We start from the raw sequence: 21,163 nt of genomic DNA on the forward strand, positions 1-21,163 counted from the left end.
TTGCGGCGGTGAAGGAAATCGCATTTTTGCGCGACCGTCGCGTATTTTGTTCTTGCTTTGTGCCGGCAGCTATGCTACTAATTTCGTTATGGTGGCAATTGGCCCCGAAGACCCGCCCGCCGAGGCGGGTTTTTGTTTCCGGCTTTGAAAGTGTTGCCGATCTGAGGTCTGAGGGACGGCCACCTTGGACAGCACCCCTTCTGCGCGCTCTCATGGCCGCCGCCGCTGAAGACATGCACGGATAAAGATTTCTTTATATCCCATTGTCGTCCCACTCCCGATCTGCTAGTCAGGCCGGCAACTCGCGCCCTCCGAAATGCCTTCGGGGCGGGCGCGTCCCGCAATCAATTCGCATCGGAGCACTGCCATGACGGGTAGCAAGGACTATGTGGTCGCTGACATCGCGCTTGCCGGCTGGGGCCGCAAGGAGATCGAGATCGCCGAAACCGAAATGCCCGGCCTGATGGCCTGCCGCGAGGAATTCGGCGACAAGAAGCCGCTCAAGGGCGCGCGCATCACCGGTTCGCTGCACATGACCATCCAGACGGCGGTGCTGATCGAAACGCTGAAAGCGCTCGGCGCCGACATCCGCTGGGCTTCCTGCAATATCTTCTCGACCCAGGACCACGCTGCCGCGGCCATTGCCGAGGCCGGAATTCCGGTGTTTGCCGTCAAGGGCGAGACGCTGGAGGATTATTGGGTCTACACCGACAAGATCTTCCAGTGGGCCGATGGCGGCACCTCCAACATGATCCTCGATGACGGTGGCGATGCCACCATGTACATCCTGATCGGCGCCCGCGCCGAGGCCGGCGAGGATGTGCTGTCCAATCCGGGCAGCGAAGAGGAAGAGATCGTGTTTGCCCAGATCAAGAAGCGCATGCAGGCATCGCCCGGCTTCTTCACCAAGCAGAAGGAAGCGATCCGCGGCGTCACCGAAGAGACGACGACCGGCGTCAACCGGCTCTATCAGTTGCAGAAAAAAGGCCTGCTGCCGTTCCCGGCGATCAACGTCAATGATTCCGTCACCAAGTCGAAATTCGACAACAAATATGGCTGCAAGGAATCGCTTGTCGACGGCATTCGCCGCGGCACCGACACGATGATGGCCGGCAAGGTCGCGGTTGTCTGCGGCTATGGCGACGTCGGCAAGGGCTCGTCGGCTTCGCTCAAGGGCGCCGGCGCCCGCGTCAAGGTCACCGAGGTCGATCCGATCTGCGCGCTGCAGGCGGCGATGGACGGTTTCGAGGTGGTCACGCTCGAAGACGCGGCGCCGACGGCCGACATCGTCATCACCACCACCGGCAACAAGGACGTCGTTACCCTCGACCACATGCGCCTGATGAAGGACATGGTGATCGTCGGCAACATCGGTCACTTCGACAACGAGATCCAGGTGGCCTCGCTGCGCAACCTGAAATGGACCAACATCAAGCCTCAGGTGGACATGATCACCTTCCCGGACGGCAAGCGGATGATCCTTTTGTCGGAAGGCCGCCTGCTCAACCTCGGCAACGCTACCGGCCACCCGAGCTTCGTCATGTCGGCGTCCTTCACCAATCAGGTGTTGGCCCAGATCGAGCTGTACACCAAGCCCGGCCAGTACGAGAACCAGGTCTATGTCCTGCCGAAGCATCTCGACGAAAAGGTCGCGCGCCTGCATCTCGACAAGCTCGGTGCCCGCCTGACCGAACTGTCCGGCGAACAGGCCGCCTATATCGGCGTCACTCCGCAGGGACCGTTCAAGCCGGAACACTACCGCTATTAACCACGGCGAAACTTGCCACTAGATATTGGAGCCGGGCGATTGACTTTTCGCCCGGCTTTATTTTTGCGCTGATTGATTCTTCACGCCGATTCGCGCAAGCGCTATGGTGCTGATTCGCGGTCCGGGGACGAGGCCCGGGCGCACGCATCAGGGCGGTCTTGCATTCAGGCGGCGAAGAGGACCAAGACATGCCGGGGGATAACCCGCCTTGCGCGGGACAGGCCGTTTCCGGCGGCCATAACGATTGGGTCACGGGCTCCGCTGCCAGAGGCGGCAGCCTTTTGTGGCGTGCCGGCAGCCGTATCGGAGTGCTGCTTGCTTCGTCCGCGCTGGTTGGTCCGCTGCTTGGCTCTGCTGCACATGCCCAAACCCGCGCGGCGCAAAAGGCCGGGCTGTCGGTCAGCACGGTCGAGGTCATGCAACTCGCCATGTTCGTCGGCGTCATGGGGGCGGCATTGCTGTCGGCCATCTTTCTGATCCGCGAACGGGCGCGCACCGCGGCGGAAAATGCCGAGCTCAGGACCCGCATCGCCGACGTCAATGCCGCGCTGCAGCGCTCGGAGGCGCTGCTCCATTCCCGCGATCAGCGCGTGGTGGTATGGGCGGCCGAGAACAAGAAGCCCGAGCTTGTCGGGACATTGCCGATCGAGAGCGGCGCGCCGGAGGACCGGGCGGCCTTCCTGGCTTTCGGCCGCTGGCTGATGCCGCGTTCGGCGGCCGCACTCGAACATGCCGTCGCATCACTGCGGGACAAGGCAAAGCCGTTCGATCTGGTCATCGAATCGCAGGCCGGCCAGCCGCTCGAGGTTCACGGCCGCAAGAGTGCGGCGCATGTGCTGGTTCGCTTCGTCTCGCTTTCGGAGACACAGCGAAGCCAGGCCAGGCTGAAGATCGAGAACCAGCGCTTAGCCGCCGACCATGAGACGCTGATCGGCCTTCTGGATGCGCTCAAGATGCCATCATGGCTGCGGGCCGTCGACGGGCGGCTGAAATGGGTCAACCGGGCCTATGCCGAAGCGGTCGAGGCCGAGAATGCCGAAGCGGCGGTTCGTGACGGCAAGGAATTCCTCGGAGGCCAGGCGCGCGACACGATCGCTGAGCAGCACAAGTCGCACCCCGTCTTCGAACAGACGCTCTCCACGGTGATCGAAGGCGACCGCCGTATGTTTGCCGTGACCGATTTTGCCGGGGCGGATGGTTCGGCTGGTCTTGCCTGCGACATCAGCGCCATCGAGGCCATTCGCGCCGAATATGAGCGGACCGTGCAGAGCCACGCCGACACGCTCGATCAGCTCAACACCGCCGTGGCGATTTTCGATACCGACGAGAAATTGCGGTTTTTCAATCAGGCGTTCCAGAAACTATGGGGCCTCGACAGCGGCTTCCTGCACAGCGCGCCGGATAACGCCTTGCTGCTCGACCGCCTGCGCAGCGAAGGCAAGATCGCCGAGCAGCCCGAATGGCGACGCTGGAAAGAGAGCCTGCTCGGCGCTTACCGCGCGGTTGAATCGCAGGAGCATTGGTGGCATCTGCCGGACGGCAAAACCATTCGCGTCGTCGCCAATCCGCAGCCCAAGGGCGGCGTCACCTGGGTATTCGAGAACCTGACCGAGAAGATGGACCTTGAAAGCCGCTATCAGACCGCTGTGCGGGTTCAGGGTGAGACGCTCGACAACCTTGCCGAAGGCGTCGCTGTGTTCGGCCCCGACGGCAGGCTGAGATTGTCCAACCCGGCCTTCGCGGCACTGTGGGGGCTGGATGCCGATGCCTCAAAACCCAACGTCCATGTCTCGACGATCCGCGAACTTTGCGACCGCCGTGCCGTCGACAGTCCATGGGGCGGGTTCGTTGCCGCCATCACCGGCTTCGACGACGAGCGCCGCGACCGCCACGGCCAGACCGAATTGAACAACGGCACCGTTTTGCGCTACGCCGTCATCCCTTTGCCCAACGGCCAGGTGATGATGACCTTTGTCGACGTTACCGACAGCGTCAATGTCGAGCGGGCACTGAAGGACAAGAATGAGGCGCTGCAAAAGTCCGACCAGATCAAGAACGAATTCGTGCAGCACGTCTCCTATGAGCTGCGCTCGCCGCTCACCAACATCATCGGCTTTACCGAGCTTCTTTCACTGCCGTCGACTGGTCCGTTGAACCAGAAGCAACGCGAATATATCGGGCATGTCGGCTCGTCGTCCTCGGTCCTGCTCACCATCGTCAACGACATCCTCGATCTGGCGACGGTGGATGCCGGCATCATGGAACTCGACATTTCCGAAGTTCACATCAATCGAACCATTACGGCCGCCGCCGAACTGGTCGCCGATCGGCTGGAGGAACATGCGATCAAGCTTAGGATCGACGCGGCTGCCGCGCCGAAGACCTTCCACGGCGACGAGATCCGCGTCCGCCAGATACTCTACAATCTGCTCAGCAATGCCGCCAATTACGCGCCGGAGGCGAGCACCATAACGCTCGCTTGCCGCCAGCTTGCCGACGGCGTGGAATTTTCCGTTCACGATGACGGCCCCGGCATGCCGCCGGACCTGCTTGAGTCAGTGTTCCGGCGCTTCGAGCCGCGCACCAATGGCGGCCGCCGCCGTGGCGCCGGGCTCGGCCTGTCGATCGTCAAGAGCTTTGTCGAACTCCATGGCGGCAGCGTCCGCATCGAGACCGGCAGGGATAAGGGCACCACGGTTGTTTGCGCTTTTCCCGACACGCCGTCGGGCATTCGTGCGGCGGCCGAGTAGCGCGTCCGATGGCGGTATTGGTGCTGGAGCGTTTTCTCGCCGACGAGGCTGCGACGGCAAGGCTCGGCGAGGATCTTGCCATGTCGCTGCGCATTGGCGACGTGCTCGCTCTCAAGGGCGATCTCGGCGCCGGCAAATCGACCTTGGCACGGGCGCTGATCAGGGCGCTGGCCGACGATGCCGGCCTCGACGTGCCGAGCCCGACCTTCACGCTGGTCCAGAGCTACGACACGCGTGTGCCGGTCCATCATTTCGATCTCTACCGCTTGGGCACGGCATCCGAACTGGACGAGCTGGGCTTCGACGAGGCGCTGTCCCAAGGGGCTGCGCTGATCGAATGGCCGGAGCGGGCAGAGGCATATTTGCCGAAAACCTCGGTGCTGGTCGAACTTCTCCAGCGGGGCGACGGCCGACTGGCGAGACTGTCGGGAGAGGGCGCCGCCTTCGAGCGCGCGGCGCGATCGCTGGCGATGCGCGATTTTCTCGGGCAGGCCGGTTGGGGCGAAGCGCAGCGACGACATTTCATCGGTGATGCCTCGGCTCGCTCCTACGAGATCGTCACGCTCGCCGGATTTCCGCCGCGCGTGCTGATGAACTCGCCAAGGCTGGTGCTCGGACCGCCAGTCCGCGACGGCAAACCCTATGCCGAGATCGCCCACACGGCGCAATCCGTTTCGGCATTCGTCGCCATCGATCGGGCCTTGCGGGCCGGCGGTGTCAGCGTCCCGGAAATCCACGCCCAGGACCTCGACCAGGGTTTTCTCCTGCTGGAACATCTTGGTTCCCAAGGCTTCCTCGACAAGCGCGGCCAGCCGGTGGCCGAGCGTTATGCGGCGGCGGCCGAACTGCTTGCCATGATGCACGGCAAAACATGGCCGGCCCGCATGCAGGCCGGCCCCGGCGTCTTCCACGAGGTGCCGCCTTTCGACCGCGACGCCATGATGATCGAGGCCGAATTGCTGGTCGACTGGTATGTCCCGGCGATTTCACGCGCTCCGCCAAGCGAGGCGTTGCGCGCCGGTTATCGCAGCGAATGGAATGCGGTGCTCGATCGGCTCGAGGGGCGCGAATACACGCTTATGTTGCGCGACTTCCATTCGCCCAACCTGATCTGGCGCGCTGACCGTTCCGGTCATGACCGCCTCGGCGTCGTCGATGTCCAGGATGCGCTGATCGGACCGTCCGCCTACGACGTCGCATCGCTCGCCATGGACGCGCGCGTCACCATTTCACCTGAAATCGAAAAGCACACGCTCGCCGCTTATATCGCCGCGCGGCGCGCGGCCGGCGTCTTCGACGAGGACGAATTCCTCGAAACCTATGCAATCATGGCCGCACAGCGCAATTCCAAGGTACTCGGCATCTTCGTGCGGCTCGAAAAACGTGACGGCAAGCCTTATTATCTGAAGCATCTGCCGCGCATCCGCGACTATCTTCGCCGGGCGCTGGCGCATCCGGCGCTGGCCAGGCTGCAGGATTTCTACATCGCCCACGGCTTGCTGGAGGAACGCTCGATTTGACGGCTAAGGATTTAGGCCTGGCGGTGTCGGACGAGGGACCGATGCCAACGACCGCCATGGTGCTCGCCGCCGGGCTCGGCAAGCGCATGCGGCCGATCACCGACACCATGCCGAAGCCGCTGGTCAAGATCGCCGGCAAGACATTGCTCGACTGGGGGCTGGATTGCCTAGCCGAAGCCGGCGTCGCCAAGGCCGTCGTCAACGTCCATTACCTGCCGAAACAGATCGTTGACCATGTAGCCCGCCGCAGTGCGCCGAGAATCGTCATTTCGGATGAGAGCAGCGGCTTGCTCGACTCTGCCGGCGGTATCGTTAAGGCATTGCCCTGGTTAGGGGCGCCCTTCTATGTGCTTAACGCGGACACCTTCTGGATAGACAGCGGCGTTTCTAATCTCAGGCGACTTGCTCTTGCATGGGAGGGCGCGACAAGGGACATTCTGCTGATGCTTGCGGATCTCCAGTCGGCAACCGGACATACCGGCGGAACCGATTTCCTGATGGCGCCGGACGGCGCCTTGCGGCGTGCGAACAACAATCCGGCCGGCCTGATCTATGCCGGCGCCGCAATCATCCATCCGCGCATCTTCAAGGATGCGCCGGCCGGCCCGCTGTCGCTCAACGCCTATTTCGACGCGGCAATCACCGCCGGCCGCCTGTTCGGCATGAAGATGCAGGGTCACTGGATCACAGTCGGCACACCTGACGCGATCCCGCGGGCGGAAGCAGCGGTCGCCGCCGCGCTTGCCGGCACGCCCAATGCTGTTGCTGAGGCACCCGGCGCTCTTACCGAGTCGAAATGAGCGGCTCCCGCCGCGTTTTCTCGATTCCGCCCGGAGCGCCGTTCCTGCCGACGCTGGCCGAGGCGCTGCTTGCAGGGCGCCTGGTTCCCGGCTTTGCCTACGATGGCGATCCGCTGATGCTGGCCGATCTCACCATTTATGTGCCGACGCGCCGTGCGGCGCGGGCGCTTCGCGGCGAATTCGTCGATGCTCTCTCGCGCTCGGGAAGCCGCTCGGCGATCCTGCCGGTCATCCGCCCGCTTGGCGAGTTCGACGAAGATGAAGCTGCCTTCGAGGCAGGAGCTTCGGCCGCCATCGACCTTGCGCCGCCGATCGCCGCGGTAGAGCGCCTGCTGCTGCTTGCGCCGCTGGTGCGAGCGTGGAAACGCCGCCTGCCGGCACATGTCGCCGCATTGTTCGACGAGGAGATCGTCATCCCGGCTTCCGCCGCCGACGCCCTCTGGCTGGCGCGCGACCTGGCGCGGCTGATGGACGAGATCGAGACCGAGGGCACGGATTGGGCGAGGCTCGCCGACCTTGTGACCGGCAATCTCGCAGGCTGGTGGCAGGTGACGCTCGATTTCCTGAGCATCGTGACCGAGAACTGGCCGAAGCTGCTCGAGGAACGCCATCGCTCCAATCCCGCCGCGCATCGCAATGCTCTGATAAGGCTGGAGGCGGCGCGGCTCAGGCGCAATCCGCCGGCCGGGCCGGTGATCGCCGCCGGCTCCACAGGATCGATCCCAGCCACGGCCGAGCTGCTTGCCGTGATCGCCGGTCTGCCCAATGGCGCCGTTGTGCTGCCCGGGCTCGACCGGACACTGGACGAGCCGTCCTTTGCCGCCATCAGTGCGCTCGGTGCGCGCCCGGCCCTGCTTGGCCACCCGCAATACGGCCTGGCAAAGTTGATCGGCAAGATCGGCGTGCCGGGCGCCGACGTCGAGGACCTTGCTGTTGCGCCGCGGCCGCTTGCATTGCGCGCCGCACTCGTCGGCGAAGCGCTTCGCCCGGCGGAGACTACCGAGCTCTGGGCCGAGACGCGCGCCCGCTTTACGGCCGGTGATATTGCCGAGGCCTTCGCTGACGTGACGCTTCTCGAAGCCGCCAGCGAACGCGATGAAGCCGTGGCGATCGCCGTCGCGCTCAAACAGGCCGTCGAACGGCCCGGCCAGCGCGCCGCGCTGGTCACCGGCGATCGCGCGCTGGCGCGGCGCGTCTCGGTCGAGCTGTTGCGCTTCGGCGTCGCCGCCGACGATTCCGGGGGCACGCCGCTCATCAACACGCCAGCCGCCAGCCTGCTCAGGCTGGCGCTTCAGGCAGCCTTCCGCCCGGGCGACCCGGTCGCCTTGCTGTCGCTGCTCAAGCATCCGTTGCTTGGCCTCGACCGAGAGCGGGCAAGCGTGCGCCATGCGGCCGAAATCGTCGAACTCGTGGCGCTGCGCGGTGGCACCGGGCGTCCGGACGTCGCGTCGCTGCCGCAGCTCTTCGACACGCGGCTCCTCGAATTCGACGGCGGCGGCAATCGCCGCCCGCCTTTCTGGCGATCGCGCCTCTCGGTCAGGCGCATCGAACAGGCGCGCGAGCTGCTGATCCGGCTAGCGGCTGCGCTGGCGCCGCTGGTTGCTTTTCGCGGCGAGGAGAATGCCGATCTTGCCACGCTTGTGCGTGCCAGCGTCGTTGCGCTCGAAAGCCTCGGACGCGCCGCCGACGGCAGCCTGAGCGAACTCTATGCCGGCGATGCCGGCGAAAAGCTTGCCGAGCTCTTGCGCGGGCTGGTCGCGGCCTCGGTGTCGTTCTCCTTCGCGGCTGACGAATGGCCTGACGTGATGGAGGCGCTGATCGCGCCCGAGATGGTCAAGCCGGCACAGGGCACCGACAGGAACATCGCCATCTGGGGGGTGCTGGAAGCGCGGCTTCAGGATGTCGACACGCTGGTCGTCGGCGGGCTCAACGAAGGCGTGTGGCCGCGCAAGCCGGAGAGCGACCGCTTCATGTCGCGGCTGATGAAGACCGGCATCGATCTTGAACCGCCGGAGCGGCGCATCGGCCTTGCCGCCCATGATTTCCAGATGGCCATGGGCGCCAAGAAATTGGTGCTGGCCCGCTCTGCCCGTTCCGGCGACGCACCGTCAGTGCCCTCGCGCTGGCTGCAGCGTATCCTTACCTTCGTCGGCGAGGACCATGCTACGGCACTTCGCCGGCGCGGCGATGAACTGCTTGCCTGGGCGCGTGTGCTCGATGCCGGCGAAAAGCAGGACTTTGCGCCGCGGCCGCAGCCGAAGCCGCCGCTCACCGTACGGCCGCACCACTTCTCGGTCACCGAGATCGAAACGCTGCGTCGCGATCCCTATGCGGTCTATGCCAGAAGGATACTCGGCCTGATGCCGCTCGATCCGGTCATTCGCGATCCGGGCGCTGCCGAGCGTGGCACGCTGTTTCACGCAATTCTGCACCTCTTCTCGGCGAGGGTGGCCGACCCGCGCGCGCCGGAGGCGCTGGACGGGCTCATCGCCGCAGGCCGCTCCTGCTTTGCCGAGGCTGCCCTGCCCGCCGATGTCGAGGCGGTGTGGTGGCCACGCTTCGAAAAGCTTGCCGCCGGCATCATCGAATGGGAGCGCGGCCGGGCCGCAGCCGTGGCACGGCGGCAGGCCGAGGAACGCGCCGAAAAGACCGGGGTCGGCCGATCCGGCGTAACCCTGTCCGGCTATGCTGATCGCATCGATCTGCTGGCTGGCGGAATGGCCGACATCCTCGACTACAAGACCGGCTCGTCGCCATCCAAGGCACAGGCGCACACGCTGCTCGCGCCGCAACTGGCGCTGGAGGGCGCGCTGCTCAGGCGCGGCGCTTTCAAGGAGCTTGGCGCATGCGAGCCGTCGCAACTGGCCTTCGTGCGGCTGAGGCCGAATGGCGAAGTGTTCGAGGAATCCATCCTCGAATACAACCGCAGGCCGCGAACCGCCGCCGATCTCGCCGAAGAAGCGTGGGCGCGGCTGGAAAAACTGCTGATCCACTACGCCGACCCGGCGACCGGCTATCTGTCGCGGGCGCTGCCGTTCCGCGAGGGCGAGACCGACGGCGACTATGACCATCTCGCCCGCGTGCTCGAATGGTCGGCCGGCGGCGACGCCGACGACGAGGGAGGGGAGGCGTGAAAAAGGCCTACCCCATTCCAAGCGACACTGCCGCGAGCCAGGCAAGCGCGTCCGACCCGCGCAATTCCGCCTGGGTGTCGGCCAACGCCGGATCCGGCAAGACCCATGTACTCGCCCAGCGCGTTATCCGGCTTCTGCTGCGTGGCACCGATCCGTCCAAGATCCTGTGCCTGACCTATACGCGTGCCGCCGCCGCCAACATGTCGAACCGGGTGTTTTCGACCCTGTCGCAATGGACGACCTTGGGCAATGCCGAGCTCTCGAAACGGATAGAGGCGCTGGACGGCCGCCAGCCCGGCCGCGAAACCATGCGCCGGGCGCGGCGGTTGTTTGCGGAGGCGCTGGAGACACCGGGCGGGCTGAAGATCCAGACCATCCACGCCTTCTGCGAATCGGTGCTGCATCAGTTCCCGCTGGAAGCCAATATCCCGGCGCATTTCGAAATGCTCGATCCGCAAATGGAGGCTTCGCTGTTCGCCGCCGCCCGCCGCGACATGATTTCGGGCGGCGTTGCAGGCGATGCGGCATTGGCCGAGGCCTTCGCCACCGTGCTTGAGCGCGGCGGCGAACATGGGCTCGACGCACTGCTGGCCGAGATCGTGCGCAAGCGCGATGGTTTGCGTGCGTTCATCGCCGCGGCCGGCGGCGATGGTTTTCAGGCGCTGTTCGACGAGTTTCAGTTCCGCGCCGGCCAGACGCCAGAAGGCATAGCCGCCTCCGTCTGGCCGCTGCCCGGCTTCCTGCCGGATTATCTCGTCACCTTTTCGCGGGCGGCCGAGGCCGCCGATGCGCGCGTGGTGCTGAACAATATGCTGCCATACGCCCGTCTCGCCTTCGCCGAGGAGCATCCGGTCCGTCGCCTGAATTTGCTCTCCAAGGCTTTCCTGAGGGCCGACGGCGAGCCTTACGATCCGGCAAAGACGTTCAAAAGGGCATTGCTTGACCGGTTGCCCGATCTTGCTGAACGATATCTGGCGGCGGTCGACGCCATTCTCGAAATCTCCGACCGGCTGGCCTTGTTCAGGATGCTGGAGGGCACGCGTGCGGCGCTGACCATCGCCGACTGGCTGATCGCCCGCTACGAGCAATTGAAGCGCGCCCGCGGCTTCCTCGACTTCAACGACCTGATCACCCGCACGGTCCATCTACTGGCGCGGCCCGACGCCGGCCCATGGGTGCAATACAAGCTCGACCAGGGCATCGACCACATCCTCCTCGACGAGGCGCAAGACACCAGTCCCGACCAGTGGGAGGTGGTCAAGCGGCTGGCGGAGGAGTTCTTTGCCGGACTCGGCGCACGCGACGCCGTCCACCGCACCATCTTTGCGGTCGGCGACGAAAAGCAGTCGATCTATTCCTTCCAGGGAGCCGCCCCGGACTCCTTTGCCGACAGCCGGATTTTGTTTGCCGGCAAAGTCAGATCCGCCGCCGCCGCCTTCGCCGATCTCAAGCTGACCTGGTCGTTTCGCTCGACCGACGACGTGCTTGCGGCGGTGGATCGTGTCTTTGCCGACCCGCACGTGCGGCGCGGCATCAGCCACGATCCCGATCCGCTCGACCACAAGGCGATCCGCAACGATGCGCCGGGCTATGTCGAGGTCTGGCCCTCGCTCGGCGCCGACACCGTCGACGAACCGGACGACTGGACGCAAGCGGTGGATCACGCCCACGCACCGGCGGTGCGCGTTGCCGAAAACGTTGCAGCGACCGTTGCCGGCTGGATCGGCGGCGGCGAGGTCATCGAAGGGCGTGGCAAGAAACTCCGGCCCGGCGACGTGCTGGTGCTGGTGCGCAAGCGCGACCGCTTCGTCCATGCCCTGACACGGGCGTTGAAGCGCCGCGACATCCCCGTGGCCGGCGCCGACCGGCTCAGCCTGCCTGGCCATATCGCGGTGAAGGACCTGATCGCACTCGGTCATTTCCTCATCCAGCCCGAGGACGATCTGTCGCTGGCCGCCGTGCTGCGCAGCCCGATCTTCGATGTCTCGGAAGAGCAGCTTTTCGCGCTTGCTGCGGAGAGGCCGTCGGGCGTCTCGCTGATCGCCTCGCTGCGCCGGCATGCCGGCGAAAGCGAGGCGTTGGCCGCTGTCGTCAGCCGGCTCGACACATGGTCGAACGAGGCCGCATTCAAGCCGGTGTTCGAATTCTATGCTGCAGCTCTCGCCCGCGACGGCCTGCGCAAGAAGATGATCGCGCGGCTCGGGCCGGAGGCCGGCGACATCCTCGACGAATTCCTGAATTTCTGCCTGGCCGAGGAGCGGACCGGCCTGCCGGGACTGGAATCCTTCCTGTCGACGTTGGAAAATGCCGGCCCCGAGATCAAGCGCGAAATGGACCAGACCCGCGACGAGGTTCGCGTCATGACCGTGCATGCCGCCAAAGGCCTGGAGGCGCCGGTGGTATTCCTTGTCGATGGCGGCTCCGCGCCGTTCAGCGACCAGCATCTGCCGAGATTGATGCCGTTCGAAGGCTCGGGCGACTGCTGGGAGGGCAAGGGTTATCTCTGGCGTTCGGCCAGCGATGTCGCCAATGGATTTTCACGCGCCGCATCGGCCCGCGCCCGAGAGCTCGCCGACGATGAATATCGCCGGCTGCTCTATGTCGGCATGACCCGCGCCGAGGATCGGCTGATCGTCTGCGGCTACCATGGCAAGCGGGCGCCAAATACCGGCACCTGGCATTCGATCGTCAGCCGCGCACTGGTCGGTGCCGCGGAGAGCGAAGCACGCCGGCATCCCGCCACCGGCGAGACCGTGCATCGTTTCCAGGCGACGAAACTGCGGCCCATGCCACTGGCGTCAGTGGATGAGGCACGACAGACTGAACGCTTTGCGCCATTGCCGGAAACCCTGTTCCAGCCTCTGCCGCCCTTCGAGGAATTGCCGCGGCCGCTCTCGCCGTCCGGCGCCTCGGTGCTGATCGACGAGGCGCGGCAAGCGGTGGCCGACATGCGTTCGCCGGTGCTGGATGCCGACGCCGAGCCCGGCTTTGCCGTCGTGCGCGGGCTGGCGCTGCACAAATTGCTGCAGATGCTGCCCGGCATCGACGAGGGAAAACGCCGGGATGCCGCCGAACGCTATCTGGCAAGAGCCGGCGCGGCATGGCCCGACGACGAGCGCGACAAGGCCCTGGCTGGCGTTTTCAGAATTCTTGCTGACAGCCGCTTCGCGCCGCTGTTTGCGCCAGACTCGCGCGCTGAAATCGCCATCATGGGCAGCCTGGAGGTGAGGGGAAAACTGCGCTCGATTTCCGGCAAGATCGACCGGCTGACAGTAACGCCGGACAAGGTTTCGATCGTCGACTACAAGACCAATCGGCCAGCGCCAGCTACGCTCGCCGAAGTCCCGCAAGCCTATGTTCTGCAGCTCGCACTCTATCGCGCGCTGCTTCAGCCGCTCTATCCGGGACGCGAGGTCTCGGCGGCGCTGCTGTTCACCGAGGCGCCGCGGCTGATCGATCTGCCGGCAGCGGCCATGGACGACGCGCTTGCTAGACTCACGGGAGCGTGACACAACACTTGCTTGAAGACGGACGCGATCACCACCACATTTGGTGCGACGAACAAATCGAAAGGATCTCAGCATGGCCACCGTCAAGGTCGACAAGAGCAATTTCCAGGCCGACGTGCTCAACGCCAAGGAGCCCGTCGTGGTCGATTTCTGGGCGGAATGGTGCGGCCCGTGCAAGATGATCGCCCCGGCGCTCGAGGACATCGCCATCGAACTCGGCAGCAAGATAAAGATCGCCAAGCTCAACATAGACGAGAATCCTGAGCTGGCCGCGCAGTTCGGCGTGCGCTCGATCCCGACGCTGATGATCTTCAAGGGCGGCGAAGTCGCCGACATGAAGGTCGGTGCTGCGCCGAAAACGGCATTGTCGCATTGGATCAACGGCAGCCTCGCCTGATCCGACCAGAATTTTGCAGAAAAGCCCGGCCTCGCGCCGGGCTTTCTTGTGGCGCCACCGATCCGCAGATCTGGCACTCGCCACTTGTCGTCTCATGCTCTTGTCTGGCTTAGAGCAGGAGGAGCGATATGACCGGATCCGCCAAGGCCACCGTCTTCATCGACAATGAGCGAGTCATTGTCACCGAATACCGTTTCGCCCCGGGCGACAACACCGGCTGGCACCGCCATGGCCACGACTATGTGATCGTGCCGTTGACCGACGGCAAGGTGAAGCTCCTGACCAAGGATGGGGAATCTTTTGCCGAAATGAAGAAGGGCGCGCCGTATTTCCGCAATGAGGGCGTCGAACATGACGTCATCAGCGCAAACGATGGCGAATTCGCCTTCATCGAGGTCGAACTGAAGTAGTCCACCAACCACCGGCTGCGCCGCTACAATTGTCCGGCGCGGCGCTATTCACCAATCCGCGATACGATCGCCGCCGACGAATTGTGCGCTTTTCTCAGTGTATTCGAACAGTTCGATCTTCACACCGTTGGGGTCGCGGATCCAAGCCTGGTAGGTGTCATCGCACGCGCGTTTCTTGGAAGTGACATCGACCCCCTTTGACCTCAGATGGGCGATCGCGGCGTCGATGTTTTCCACTTCGAGGCAGAAGTGGTTGATCTGGTTCAAGTCGCTATAGCTTGCGCCGTCTTTCTGGAACACCTCGACGTGGCTGCGGCTGCCGCAATTGAGGTAGAAGCCGAAAATCTTCCCCTCGCGCAGGAAATTGAACTGAGTGTCCATTCCGAGGACGTCCCGATAGAAGCTTCGCGTCATCTCCAGGTCATTCGCGAAAATGCAAACGTGTGCGAGCTGCTTTACCTTGATCATGATTGGCTCCTCGCGGTGATCTGACAGGTGTGGCGTCATCGCGGCCCGGGCGAACGCACGCCTCAGGTTGGCGGCGTGCCGTTTTCGGCCAGTACCGCGCCGGCCAGGTAAAGCGATCCGCCGATCAGGATACGCGGCGGCGGTCCGTCCCATGTGTCGCGCAGCAGCATCAGTGCGCTTGCAACGGAACTAACCGGTTCGGCCGACAAGCCTGCCTCAATGGCGCGGGTCGCCAGTTGGTCGTTCGGCACGCCGGCGTCGCTCATGCTCACCGGCACGGTGTAGACGTGCCGCACCAGCCCTTTGAAGGCCCGGAAATAGCCGCTCTGGTCCTTGGTGTTGATCATGCCCGAGATCAGGAACAGCGGCCGCGGGTTCTTTTCCTCCTGCTCCGCCAGGGCCTCAGCGACGACCACGCCGGCGCCGGGATTATGGCCGCCGTCGAGCCAGATGTCGGCGCCCTTCGGCGCCAGTTCGCTCAACCGGCCTTGCGGCAGCTTTTGCATGCGGCCCGGCCAGGCGACATTCGCCATCGCCTTCTCGGCAGCGCGGTGGCTGATCTCGAAGCCGGCCGCCTTGACCGCCGCGATCGCCGCCGCCGCGTTGGCGAATTGATGGCGCCCCGGCAGGCGCGGCGGCGGCAGATCCATCAATCCATCTTCGTCCTGATAGACCATGCGGCCGTTTTCCTCATAGGCAAGGAAATCCTGGCCATAGACGAAGGCGGGGCAGTCGAGCCGTTCGGCGGTTTCGATGAGCACCTGCTGGGCCGTCTCGCTTTCCTGCGCGCCGATGACGACCGGGCACCCGCGCTTGATGATGCCGGCCTTTTCGGCGGCGATCAGCTCGACGCGGTCGCCGAGATAGGCTTCGTGGTCGAGCGAGACCGGCATGATCACCGACACGGCCGGCTCGGCGATGACGTTGGTGGCGTCGAAGCGGCCGCCAAGGCCGACCTCGAGGATGACGGCATCGGCCGGATGTTCGGAAAACAGCAGGAAGGTGACGGCGGTGAGAATTTCGAAGACGGTGATCTTCTGGCCTTGATTGGCCTCGGCGACCCGGGCGATGGCTTCGGCGAAGACCTTGTCGTCAACCAGCCTGCCGCCGCCATCGGCGGCCAGCCGGTAGCGCTCGTGCCAGTTCACTAAGTGTGGCGAAGTGTGGACGTGGACGCGGTAGTCGGCTGCTTCGAGCAGCGCCCGTGAAAAGGCGGCACAGGAGCCCTTGCCATTGGTGCCGGCGATGTGGATGACCGGCGGCAGCTGGTCCTGCGGATTGCCGAGGCGTTCGAGCAGCCGCGAAATGCGGTCGAGCGAAAGGTCGAAGCCCTTCGGGTGAAGCGCCATCAGGCTTTCGATTTCGCGGTCCGCGGCAAGCGTGGTCATGGGAGAATCCTAGGCGCGTGCGCAACGGCACACAACAGCCGCTCGCGCCGCGGGCTGTCGCGTCAGGCGTGCGGCCGGGCTTCGGCCGGAATCACCGACGGCGGCAGGATCTCCGGCTCCTGCGGTTTTTGCTCTTCCGGCAGCTTGAGCAGCATTCTCAGCAGCCGCGCAATCGTCTGGCGCATCTCCAGCCGTGACACCACCATGTCGACCATGCCGTGTTCCATCAGATATTCGGCGCGCTGGAAGCCTTCGGGCAGTTTTTCCCTGATCGTCTGCTCGATGACACGCGGTCCGGCAAAGCCGATCAGCGCGCCTGGCTCGGCAATATGCACGTCACCCAGCATGGCGTAGGAGGCGGTGACGCCGCCGGTCGTCGGGTTGGTCAGGACGACGATGTAGGGCAGGCCGGCCTCCTTCAGCCTGTCGACGCCGACCGTGGTCCGCGGCAACTGCATCAGCGACAGGATGCCTTCCTGCATACGGGCGCCGCCGGAGGCCGCAAACAGGATCAGCGGCCGCTTGCGCTGCAAGGCGACCTCGAAACCATGCACGATGGCGTCACCTGCCGCCATGCCGAGCGAGCCGCCCATGAAGGCAAAATCCTGCACCGTCACCACCACCGGCACGCCTTCGACCGTGCCCAGCGCATTGATGATGGCGTCTTCCATGCCGGTCTTGGCTTTGGCATCCTTCAGCCGGTCTGCGTAGCGCTTCTCGTCGCGGAACTTGAGCGGATCCTGAACGACCTTGGGGTTCTCGAGCGTCTCGTATTTGCCGTCGTCGAGGAAGAATTTCAGCCGTTCCTTAGCCGATATCTTCATATGGTGGCCGGAGGACGGGATGACGAACTGGTTCTGCTCCAGATCCTTATGGAACACCATTTCGCCGGTCTCGGGATCCTTGATCCACAGGTTTTCTGGCATGTCGGTGCGGCGGCCGAGCATCGAATTGATCTTCGGACGGACGTAATTGGTGATCCAGTTCATCGCTTCGGCTCCTGTCCCTTAAGAAGACGTAGGAAGATTATTCGGCGGCAGCAAGGCGAGCCGCGCGAACCCCTTGCGAAAGCCCGCTGACCAGTGTGGCGACGGCCTCGGCCGGATCGGCGGTCTTTTCGCCCTTCGGCCCGAGCACGTTGGCGACTGCATTGACAATCGCGGTGCCAACAACGACGCCGTCGGCCGACGCGCCGATGATGCGCGCCTGCTCTGCTGTCTTGACGCCGAAGCCGACGCAGACCGGCAGGTCGGTATGGCTCTTGATGCGTTTGACAGCTGCCGCCACCTTGCCGGTGTCGGCCAGCGCCGAACCGGTGATACCGGTCATCGACACATAATAGACGAAGCCGGAGGTGTTCTGCAGCACCTTGGGCAGGCGCCTGTCGTCGGTGGTCGGCGTCGCCAGCCGGATGAAATTGATGCCGGCCTTGAGTGCCGGGATACAAAGTTCCTCGTCCATCTCCGGCGGCAGGTCGACGACGATCAGCCCGTCTATGCCGCTGGCCAGCGCGTCGCTCAGGAAGCGCTCGACGCCGTAGATGTAGATCGGATTGTAATAGCCCATCAAGACGATCGGCGTTTCACTGTCGCCGGCGCGGAATTCCGAGGCCATCTTCAGTGTCTTGGCCAGTGTCTGGCCGCCCTTCAGCGCCCGCAGGCCGGCCGCCTGGATCGCCGGGCCGTCGGCCATCGGATCGGAAAACGGCATGCCGAGCTCGATGATGTCGCTGCCGGCGCCGGGCAGCGCCTTCATGATCGAAAGCGACGTGTCGTAGTCAGGGTCGCCACCCATGAAATAGGTTACGAGTGCCGGTCGGCCCTCGGCCTTCAGCTTTGCCATGCGGCGGTCGATACGGGTGGCCATGATCAGATCTCCATGCCCAGCATGTTGGCCACCGTATGCACGTCCTTGTCGCCGCGGCCGGACAGGTTGACGATGACGATCTGGTCCCTGTCCATGTCAGGCACGATCTTCACCGCCTGTGCGATGGCATGGGCCGATTCAAGCGCAGGAATGATGCCCTCGACGCGTGTCGTCAACTGGAACGCCTCCAGCGCCTCGCTGTCGAGGATCGGCACGTAGTCGACGCGGCCGGAATCGCGTAGCCATGAGTGCTCCGGCCCGACGCCGGGATAGTCGAGGCCGGCCGAGATCGAGTGGCCGTCCATGATCTGGCCGTCGGCGTTCTGCAGGAGGTAGGTACGGTTGCCATGCAGCACGCCGGGCGCGCCGGCACTCATCGAGGCGCAATGCTCGAGGCCGTCGAGGCCGCGGCCTCCGGCTTCTACGCCGATGATGCGCACCTCACTGTCATCGAGGAAGGGATGGAACAGGCCGATAGCGTTGGAACCGCCGCCGACACAAGCGATGATGGTGTCCGGCAGCCGGCCTTCCTGCTCGAGGATCTGGGCGCGCGCCTCGGTGCCGATCACCGACTGGAAGTCGCGCACCAACTCCGGATAGGGGTGCGGGCCGGCGGCGGTGCCGATCAGGTAATAGGTATCGTCGACGTTGGTCACCCAGTCGCGCAGGGCCTCGTTCATGGCATCCTTCAGCGTGCCGTGGCCGGCCGTCACCGGCCGCACCTCGGCGCCCAGAAGCTTCATGCGAAAGACGTTGGGGCTTTGCCGGGCGACATCGGTCGCGCCCATATAGACGATACAAGGAAGCCCGAAGCGCGCCGCGACCGTGGCGGAAGCGACGCCATGCTGGCCGGCGCCGGTCTCTGCGATGATCCTCGTCTTGCCCATGCGCTTGGCGAGCAGGATCTGGCCGAGGCAGTTGTTGATCTTGTGCGAGCCGGTGTGGTTCAGGTCCTCGCGCTTGAAATAGACCTTTGCGCCGCCCCCGACGCCCTTTGCCAAGGACACCTCACGAAGATGCCTGGTCAGGCCTTCGGCGAAATAGAGCTTCGACGGCCGCCCGGCGTAATGCGTCGAGAGATCGGTCAGTTCGGCCTTGAAATTCGGGTCGTTCTTGACCTCGTTCCAGTGCCGCTCCAGCTCGAGGATCAGCGGCATCAGCGTTTCGGCAACGAAACGACCGCCAAAAATGCCGAACATGCCCTGCTCGTCGGGGCCGGTGCGGAAGGAATTCGGTATCGCCGGCTTGTCCATCGCCGATCTCCTGGTCTGAGGTTTGAAGCGTGGTCAGGCGGCGCGGTTGTCGCGTGCTGCCCCGACGGCGCGGAAAAATTGTTCGATCAGCGCCGGTTCCTTGACGCCCGGCGCGCTCTCCACGCCCGAGGAAACATCTATTCCGGGCGGGTTCGCCAGCCGAAAGGCGTCGCCGATATTGCCGGCATTGAGCCCACCGGAAAGCATGTAATCAACACCGGCGTCAAGGCCAGCCAGAATGCGCCAGTCGAAGGCAAGACCGTTGCCGCCCGGCAATTCCGAACCCTTAGGCGGCTTGGCATCGAACAGGAAGCGGTCAGCAATGCCGATGAAGGGTTTGACCCGCCCGAGATCGGCAGCCTCGCTGACCGGCAGCGCCTTCATCACCGGCAAGCCGTAGCGGGCCTTCACCTCGGCCACCCGCTCGGGGGGCTCGGCGCCGTGAAGTTGCAGCATGTCGGGCTGCATCTTTTCAACGATCTCGTCCAGGAACGCATCGCTGGCGTCGACCGTCACGGCAACCGCCTTGGCCTTGCCGCGCGCCGCTTCGCGCAGGCGGCCGGCTTCCGCCGGCTCGACATAGCGCGGGCTTTTGGCAAAGAAAATGAAGCCGACATGGCTGGCGTCGCCGGCCAATGCCGCAGCCAGTGCCTTGTCGGTCTTCAACCCGCATATCTTGATGTCGAGCGCCATGGCGCGGGATTGGCACGAAACGGCCAAAGAGTCGAGAAAAAGCATCCTGTTTGCCGCCAGCGCGGAACGCGCTACCTTGCTAATGTAAGAGCGGAACGCGCTACCTTGCTGATATAAGAGCACAACGCTACTTGCTCAGGCACAAAGGCGGGAGAACAAAGACCATGCCGGAAAAGACCGTCGCGGAACTCAGGCAAAAGCTGGCGCAGGCCCATGAAGTCATCGCTCATTTGATGGACAAGGCGGCTTTCAACGGCGCCGAGGCGCACCGGGCGCTGGCTTATTTCAGCAACGAGAGCTTCGAGAAGGATTTTCTGCCCTGGCCCCGCCATGTCGATGAGGGGTTGCGGCCGGAGGAGTTGAACGCGGCGAATGACGATTGATCGGACAACTACTCGAACGCGATCGCCTGCAGCGCGCCGCCATTGCGCTTGAGCCAATCCTTGCAGCGCTCGGTATCCGGGCAAAGCTGCTCGCATAACTTCCAGAATTTAGGCCCGTGGTTCATCTCCTTGAGATGCGCCACTTCGTGCGCGACGAGGTAATTTATCACCGGCCGCGGCGCCATCATGATGCGCCAGGAAAACGACAGATTGCCGTCCGATGTGCAGGACCCCCAGCGGCTCGACGTATCCTTGAAACGGATCGCCTTGGCCCGTTTGCCGATCGCCGCGCTGTGCTTGGTCACCAGCGCCTCGATCTCGCGCTTGGCTTCGCGCTTGAGGAAATCGGCGATGCGGCGCGGCAGATGCACGCGTTCGCCATGCACGATCATCAGCGGCCCGCGCTCGTCGCGCGACAGCGTGACGGTGCCGCGTTTCGACGGTTCATGGACGATGCGATGCGGCACGCCGCGCACCGGTATCTTGATGCCGGGCCGGACCTGCGGCCGGTTCGGCACTTTGGCCAGCCTTTGCTCCAGCCAGTCCTGATGGCGGTCGAGAAATTTTTCCACCTCGCCGCGCCGCAACCCCGGCGGCACGGTGATGCGCAGACCACGGCCACCGGAATCGATGCGCAGCGTCAGGCGCCGCGCCCGGTCGTTCTCGACGATCTTGAGCGGCAGCGTGCGGCCGGCAACGCAATGCTCGCGCTCCACGACGGGCGTGGGCTTGGGTTTCGTCGGGGTGCGAAAGAAGCCGAAGGACATTCCGGGACGATACGTGATTCGAGGGAAACGACTAGAACAAAAAAGAAACGGCGCCGC

The 21,163-nt window shown here is 64.4% G+C and carries 16 protein-coding genes; 9 read left to right on the plus strand and 7 right to left on the minus strand.

The genetic code is table 11. The features are described 5' to 3' along the window. Positions 1-367 precede the first annotated feature (367 nt). The 8 genes from ahcY (at position 368) to NKJ13_RS10300 (ending at position 14,288) form a co-directional block, all read left to right on the plus strand. Positions 368-1,768, plus strand: coding sequence for an adenosylhomocysteinase (ahcY, locus tag NKJ13_RS10265; RefSeq protein ID WP_352736769.1), 1,401 nt, complete (start codon positions 368-370; stop codon positions 1,766-1,768). 188 nt (positions 1,769-1,956) lie between these two features. Beyond that, on the plus strand, positions 1,957-4,518 hold the full coding sequence (locus NKJ13_RS10270; RefSeq protein ID WP_352736770.1) for a sensor histidine kinase: 2,562 nt from the start codon (positions 1,957-1,959) through the stop codon (positions 4,516-4,518). 8 nt (positions 4,519-4,526) lie between these two features. Then, a complete protein-coding gene (tsaE, locus tag NKJ13_RS10275; RefSeq protein ID WP_352736772.1) occupies positions 4,527-6,038 on the plus strand; it encodes a tRNA (adenosine(37)-N6)-threonylcarbamoyltransferase complex ATPase subunit type 1 TsaE in 1,512 nt (503 codons plus the stop codon). A gap of 41 nt (positions 6,039-6,079) precedes the next feature. Then, positions 6,080-6,838, plus strand: coding sequence for a nucleotidyltransferase family protein (locus tag NKJ13_RS10280; RefSeq protein WP_352736774.1), 759 nt, complete (start codon positions 6,080-6,082; stop codon positions 6,836-6,838). Next, positions 6,835-9,972: a double-strand break repair protein AddB gene (addB, locus tag NKJ13_RS10285; protein ID WP_352777711.1), complete on the plus strand. Its 3,138-nt coding sequence runs from the start codon at positions 6,835-6,837 to the stop codon at positions 9,970-9,972. The genes NKJ13_RS10280 and addB overlap by 4 nt, the downstream gene beginning before the upstream one ends. After that, positions 9,969-13,481, plus strand: coding sequence for a double-strand break repair helicase AddA (gene addA / locus NKJ13_RS10290; protein WP_352736776.1), 3,513 nt, complete (start codon positions 9,969-9,971; stop codon positions 13,479-13,481). Before addB ends, addA begins: the two co-directional genes overlap by 4 nt. Before the next feature lie 73 nt (positions 13,482-13,554). Beyond that, positions 13,555-13,878, plus strand: coding sequence for a thioredoxin (gene trxA / locus NKJ13_RS10295; protein ID WP_023677558.1), 324 nt, complete (start codon positions 13,555-13,557; stop codon positions 13,876-13,878). A 128-nt stretch (positions 13,879-14,006) separates the two neighbouring features. Continuing rightward, positions 14,007-14,288, plus strand: a complete 282-nt coding sequence (locus tag NKJ13_RS10300; RefSeq protein ID WP_023718287.1) for a cupin domain-containing protein — start codon at positions 14,007-14,009, stop codon at positions 14,286-14,288. A 48-nt stretch (positions 14,289-14,336) separates the two neighbouring features. Here NKJ13_RS10300 and NKJ13_RS10305 read toward each other — a convergent pair whose 3' ends face one another. The 6 genes from NKJ13_RS10305 to NKJ13_RS10330 all read right to left on the minus strand — a co-directional run bounded on the left by NKJ13_RS10305 (position 14,337) and on the right by NKJ13_RS10330 (position 19,956). Beyond that, entirely contained in the window at positions 14,337-14,756 is a 420-nt protein-coding gene (locus NKJ13_RS10305) for a VOC family protein (RefSeq protein WP_352700959.1), read from the minus strand. A gap of 62 nt (positions 14,757-14,818) precedes the next feature. Continuing rightward, positions 14,819-16,144: a bifunctional folylpolyglutamate synthase/dihydrofolate synthase gene (locus tag NKJ13_RS10310; protein WP_352700958.1), complete on the minus strand. Its 1,326-nt coding sequence runs from the start codon at positions 16,142-16,144 to the stop codon at positions 14,819-14,821. A 62-nt stretch (positions 16,145-16,206) separates the two neighbouring features. Beyond that, positions 16,207-17,133, minus strand: a complete 927-nt coding sequence (accD, locus tag NKJ13_RS10315) for an acetyl-CoA carboxylase, carboxyltransferase subunit beta (protein ID WP_352480200.1) — start codon at positions 17,131-17,133, stop codon at positions 16,207-16,209. 37 nt (positions 17,134-17,170) lie between these two features. Further along, entirely contained in the window at positions 17,171-18,010 is an 840-nt protein-coding gene (gene trpA / locus NKJ13_RS10320; protein ID WP_352736777.1) for a tryptophan synthase subunit alpha, read from the minus strand. A gap of 2 nt (positions 18,011-18,012) precedes the next feature. Next, a complete protein-coding gene (gene trpB, locus NKJ13_RS10325; RefSeq protein WP_352736779.1) occupies positions 18,013-19,263 on the minus strand; it encodes a tryptophan synthase subunit beta in 1,251 nt (416 codons plus the stop codon). A 33-nt stretch (positions 19,264-19,296) separates the two neighbouring features. After that, a complete protein-coding gene (locus NKJ13_RS10330) occupies positions 19,297-19,956 on the minus strand; it encodes a phosphoribosylanthranilate isomerase (protein WP_352736930.1) in 660 nt (219 codons plus the stop codon). 164 nt (positions 19,957-20,120) lie between these two features. Here NKJ13_RS10330 and NKJ13_RS10335 point away from each other — a divergent pair, with 164 nt between their 5' ends. Beyond that, positions 20,121-20,339, plus strand: coding sequence for a hypothetical protein (locus NKJ13_RS10335; RefSeq protein ID WP_352777713.1), 219 nt, complete (start codon positions 20,121-20,123; stop codon positions 20,337-20,339). An 8-nt stretch (positions 20,340-20,347) separates the two neighbouring features. Here NKJ13_RS10335 and NKJ13_RS10340 read toward each other — a convergent pair whose 3' ends face one another. Next, positions 20,348-21,106 carry a M48 family metallopeptidase gene (locus tag NKJ13_RS10340; RefSeq protein ID WP_254815956.1) on the minus strand — a complete coding sequence of 253 codons (759 nt, stop codon included), beginning with the start codon at positions 21,104-21,106 and terminating at the stop codon, positions 20,348-20,350. Between the last annotated feature and the right edge of the window lie 57 nt (positions 21,107-21,163).

It is taken from the genome of Mesorhizobium sp. M0174 (genome assembly GCF_040322275.1).
Taxonomy (GTDB): Bacteria; Pseudomonadota; Alphaproteobacteria; order Rhizobiales; family Rhizobiaceae; genus Mesorhizobium.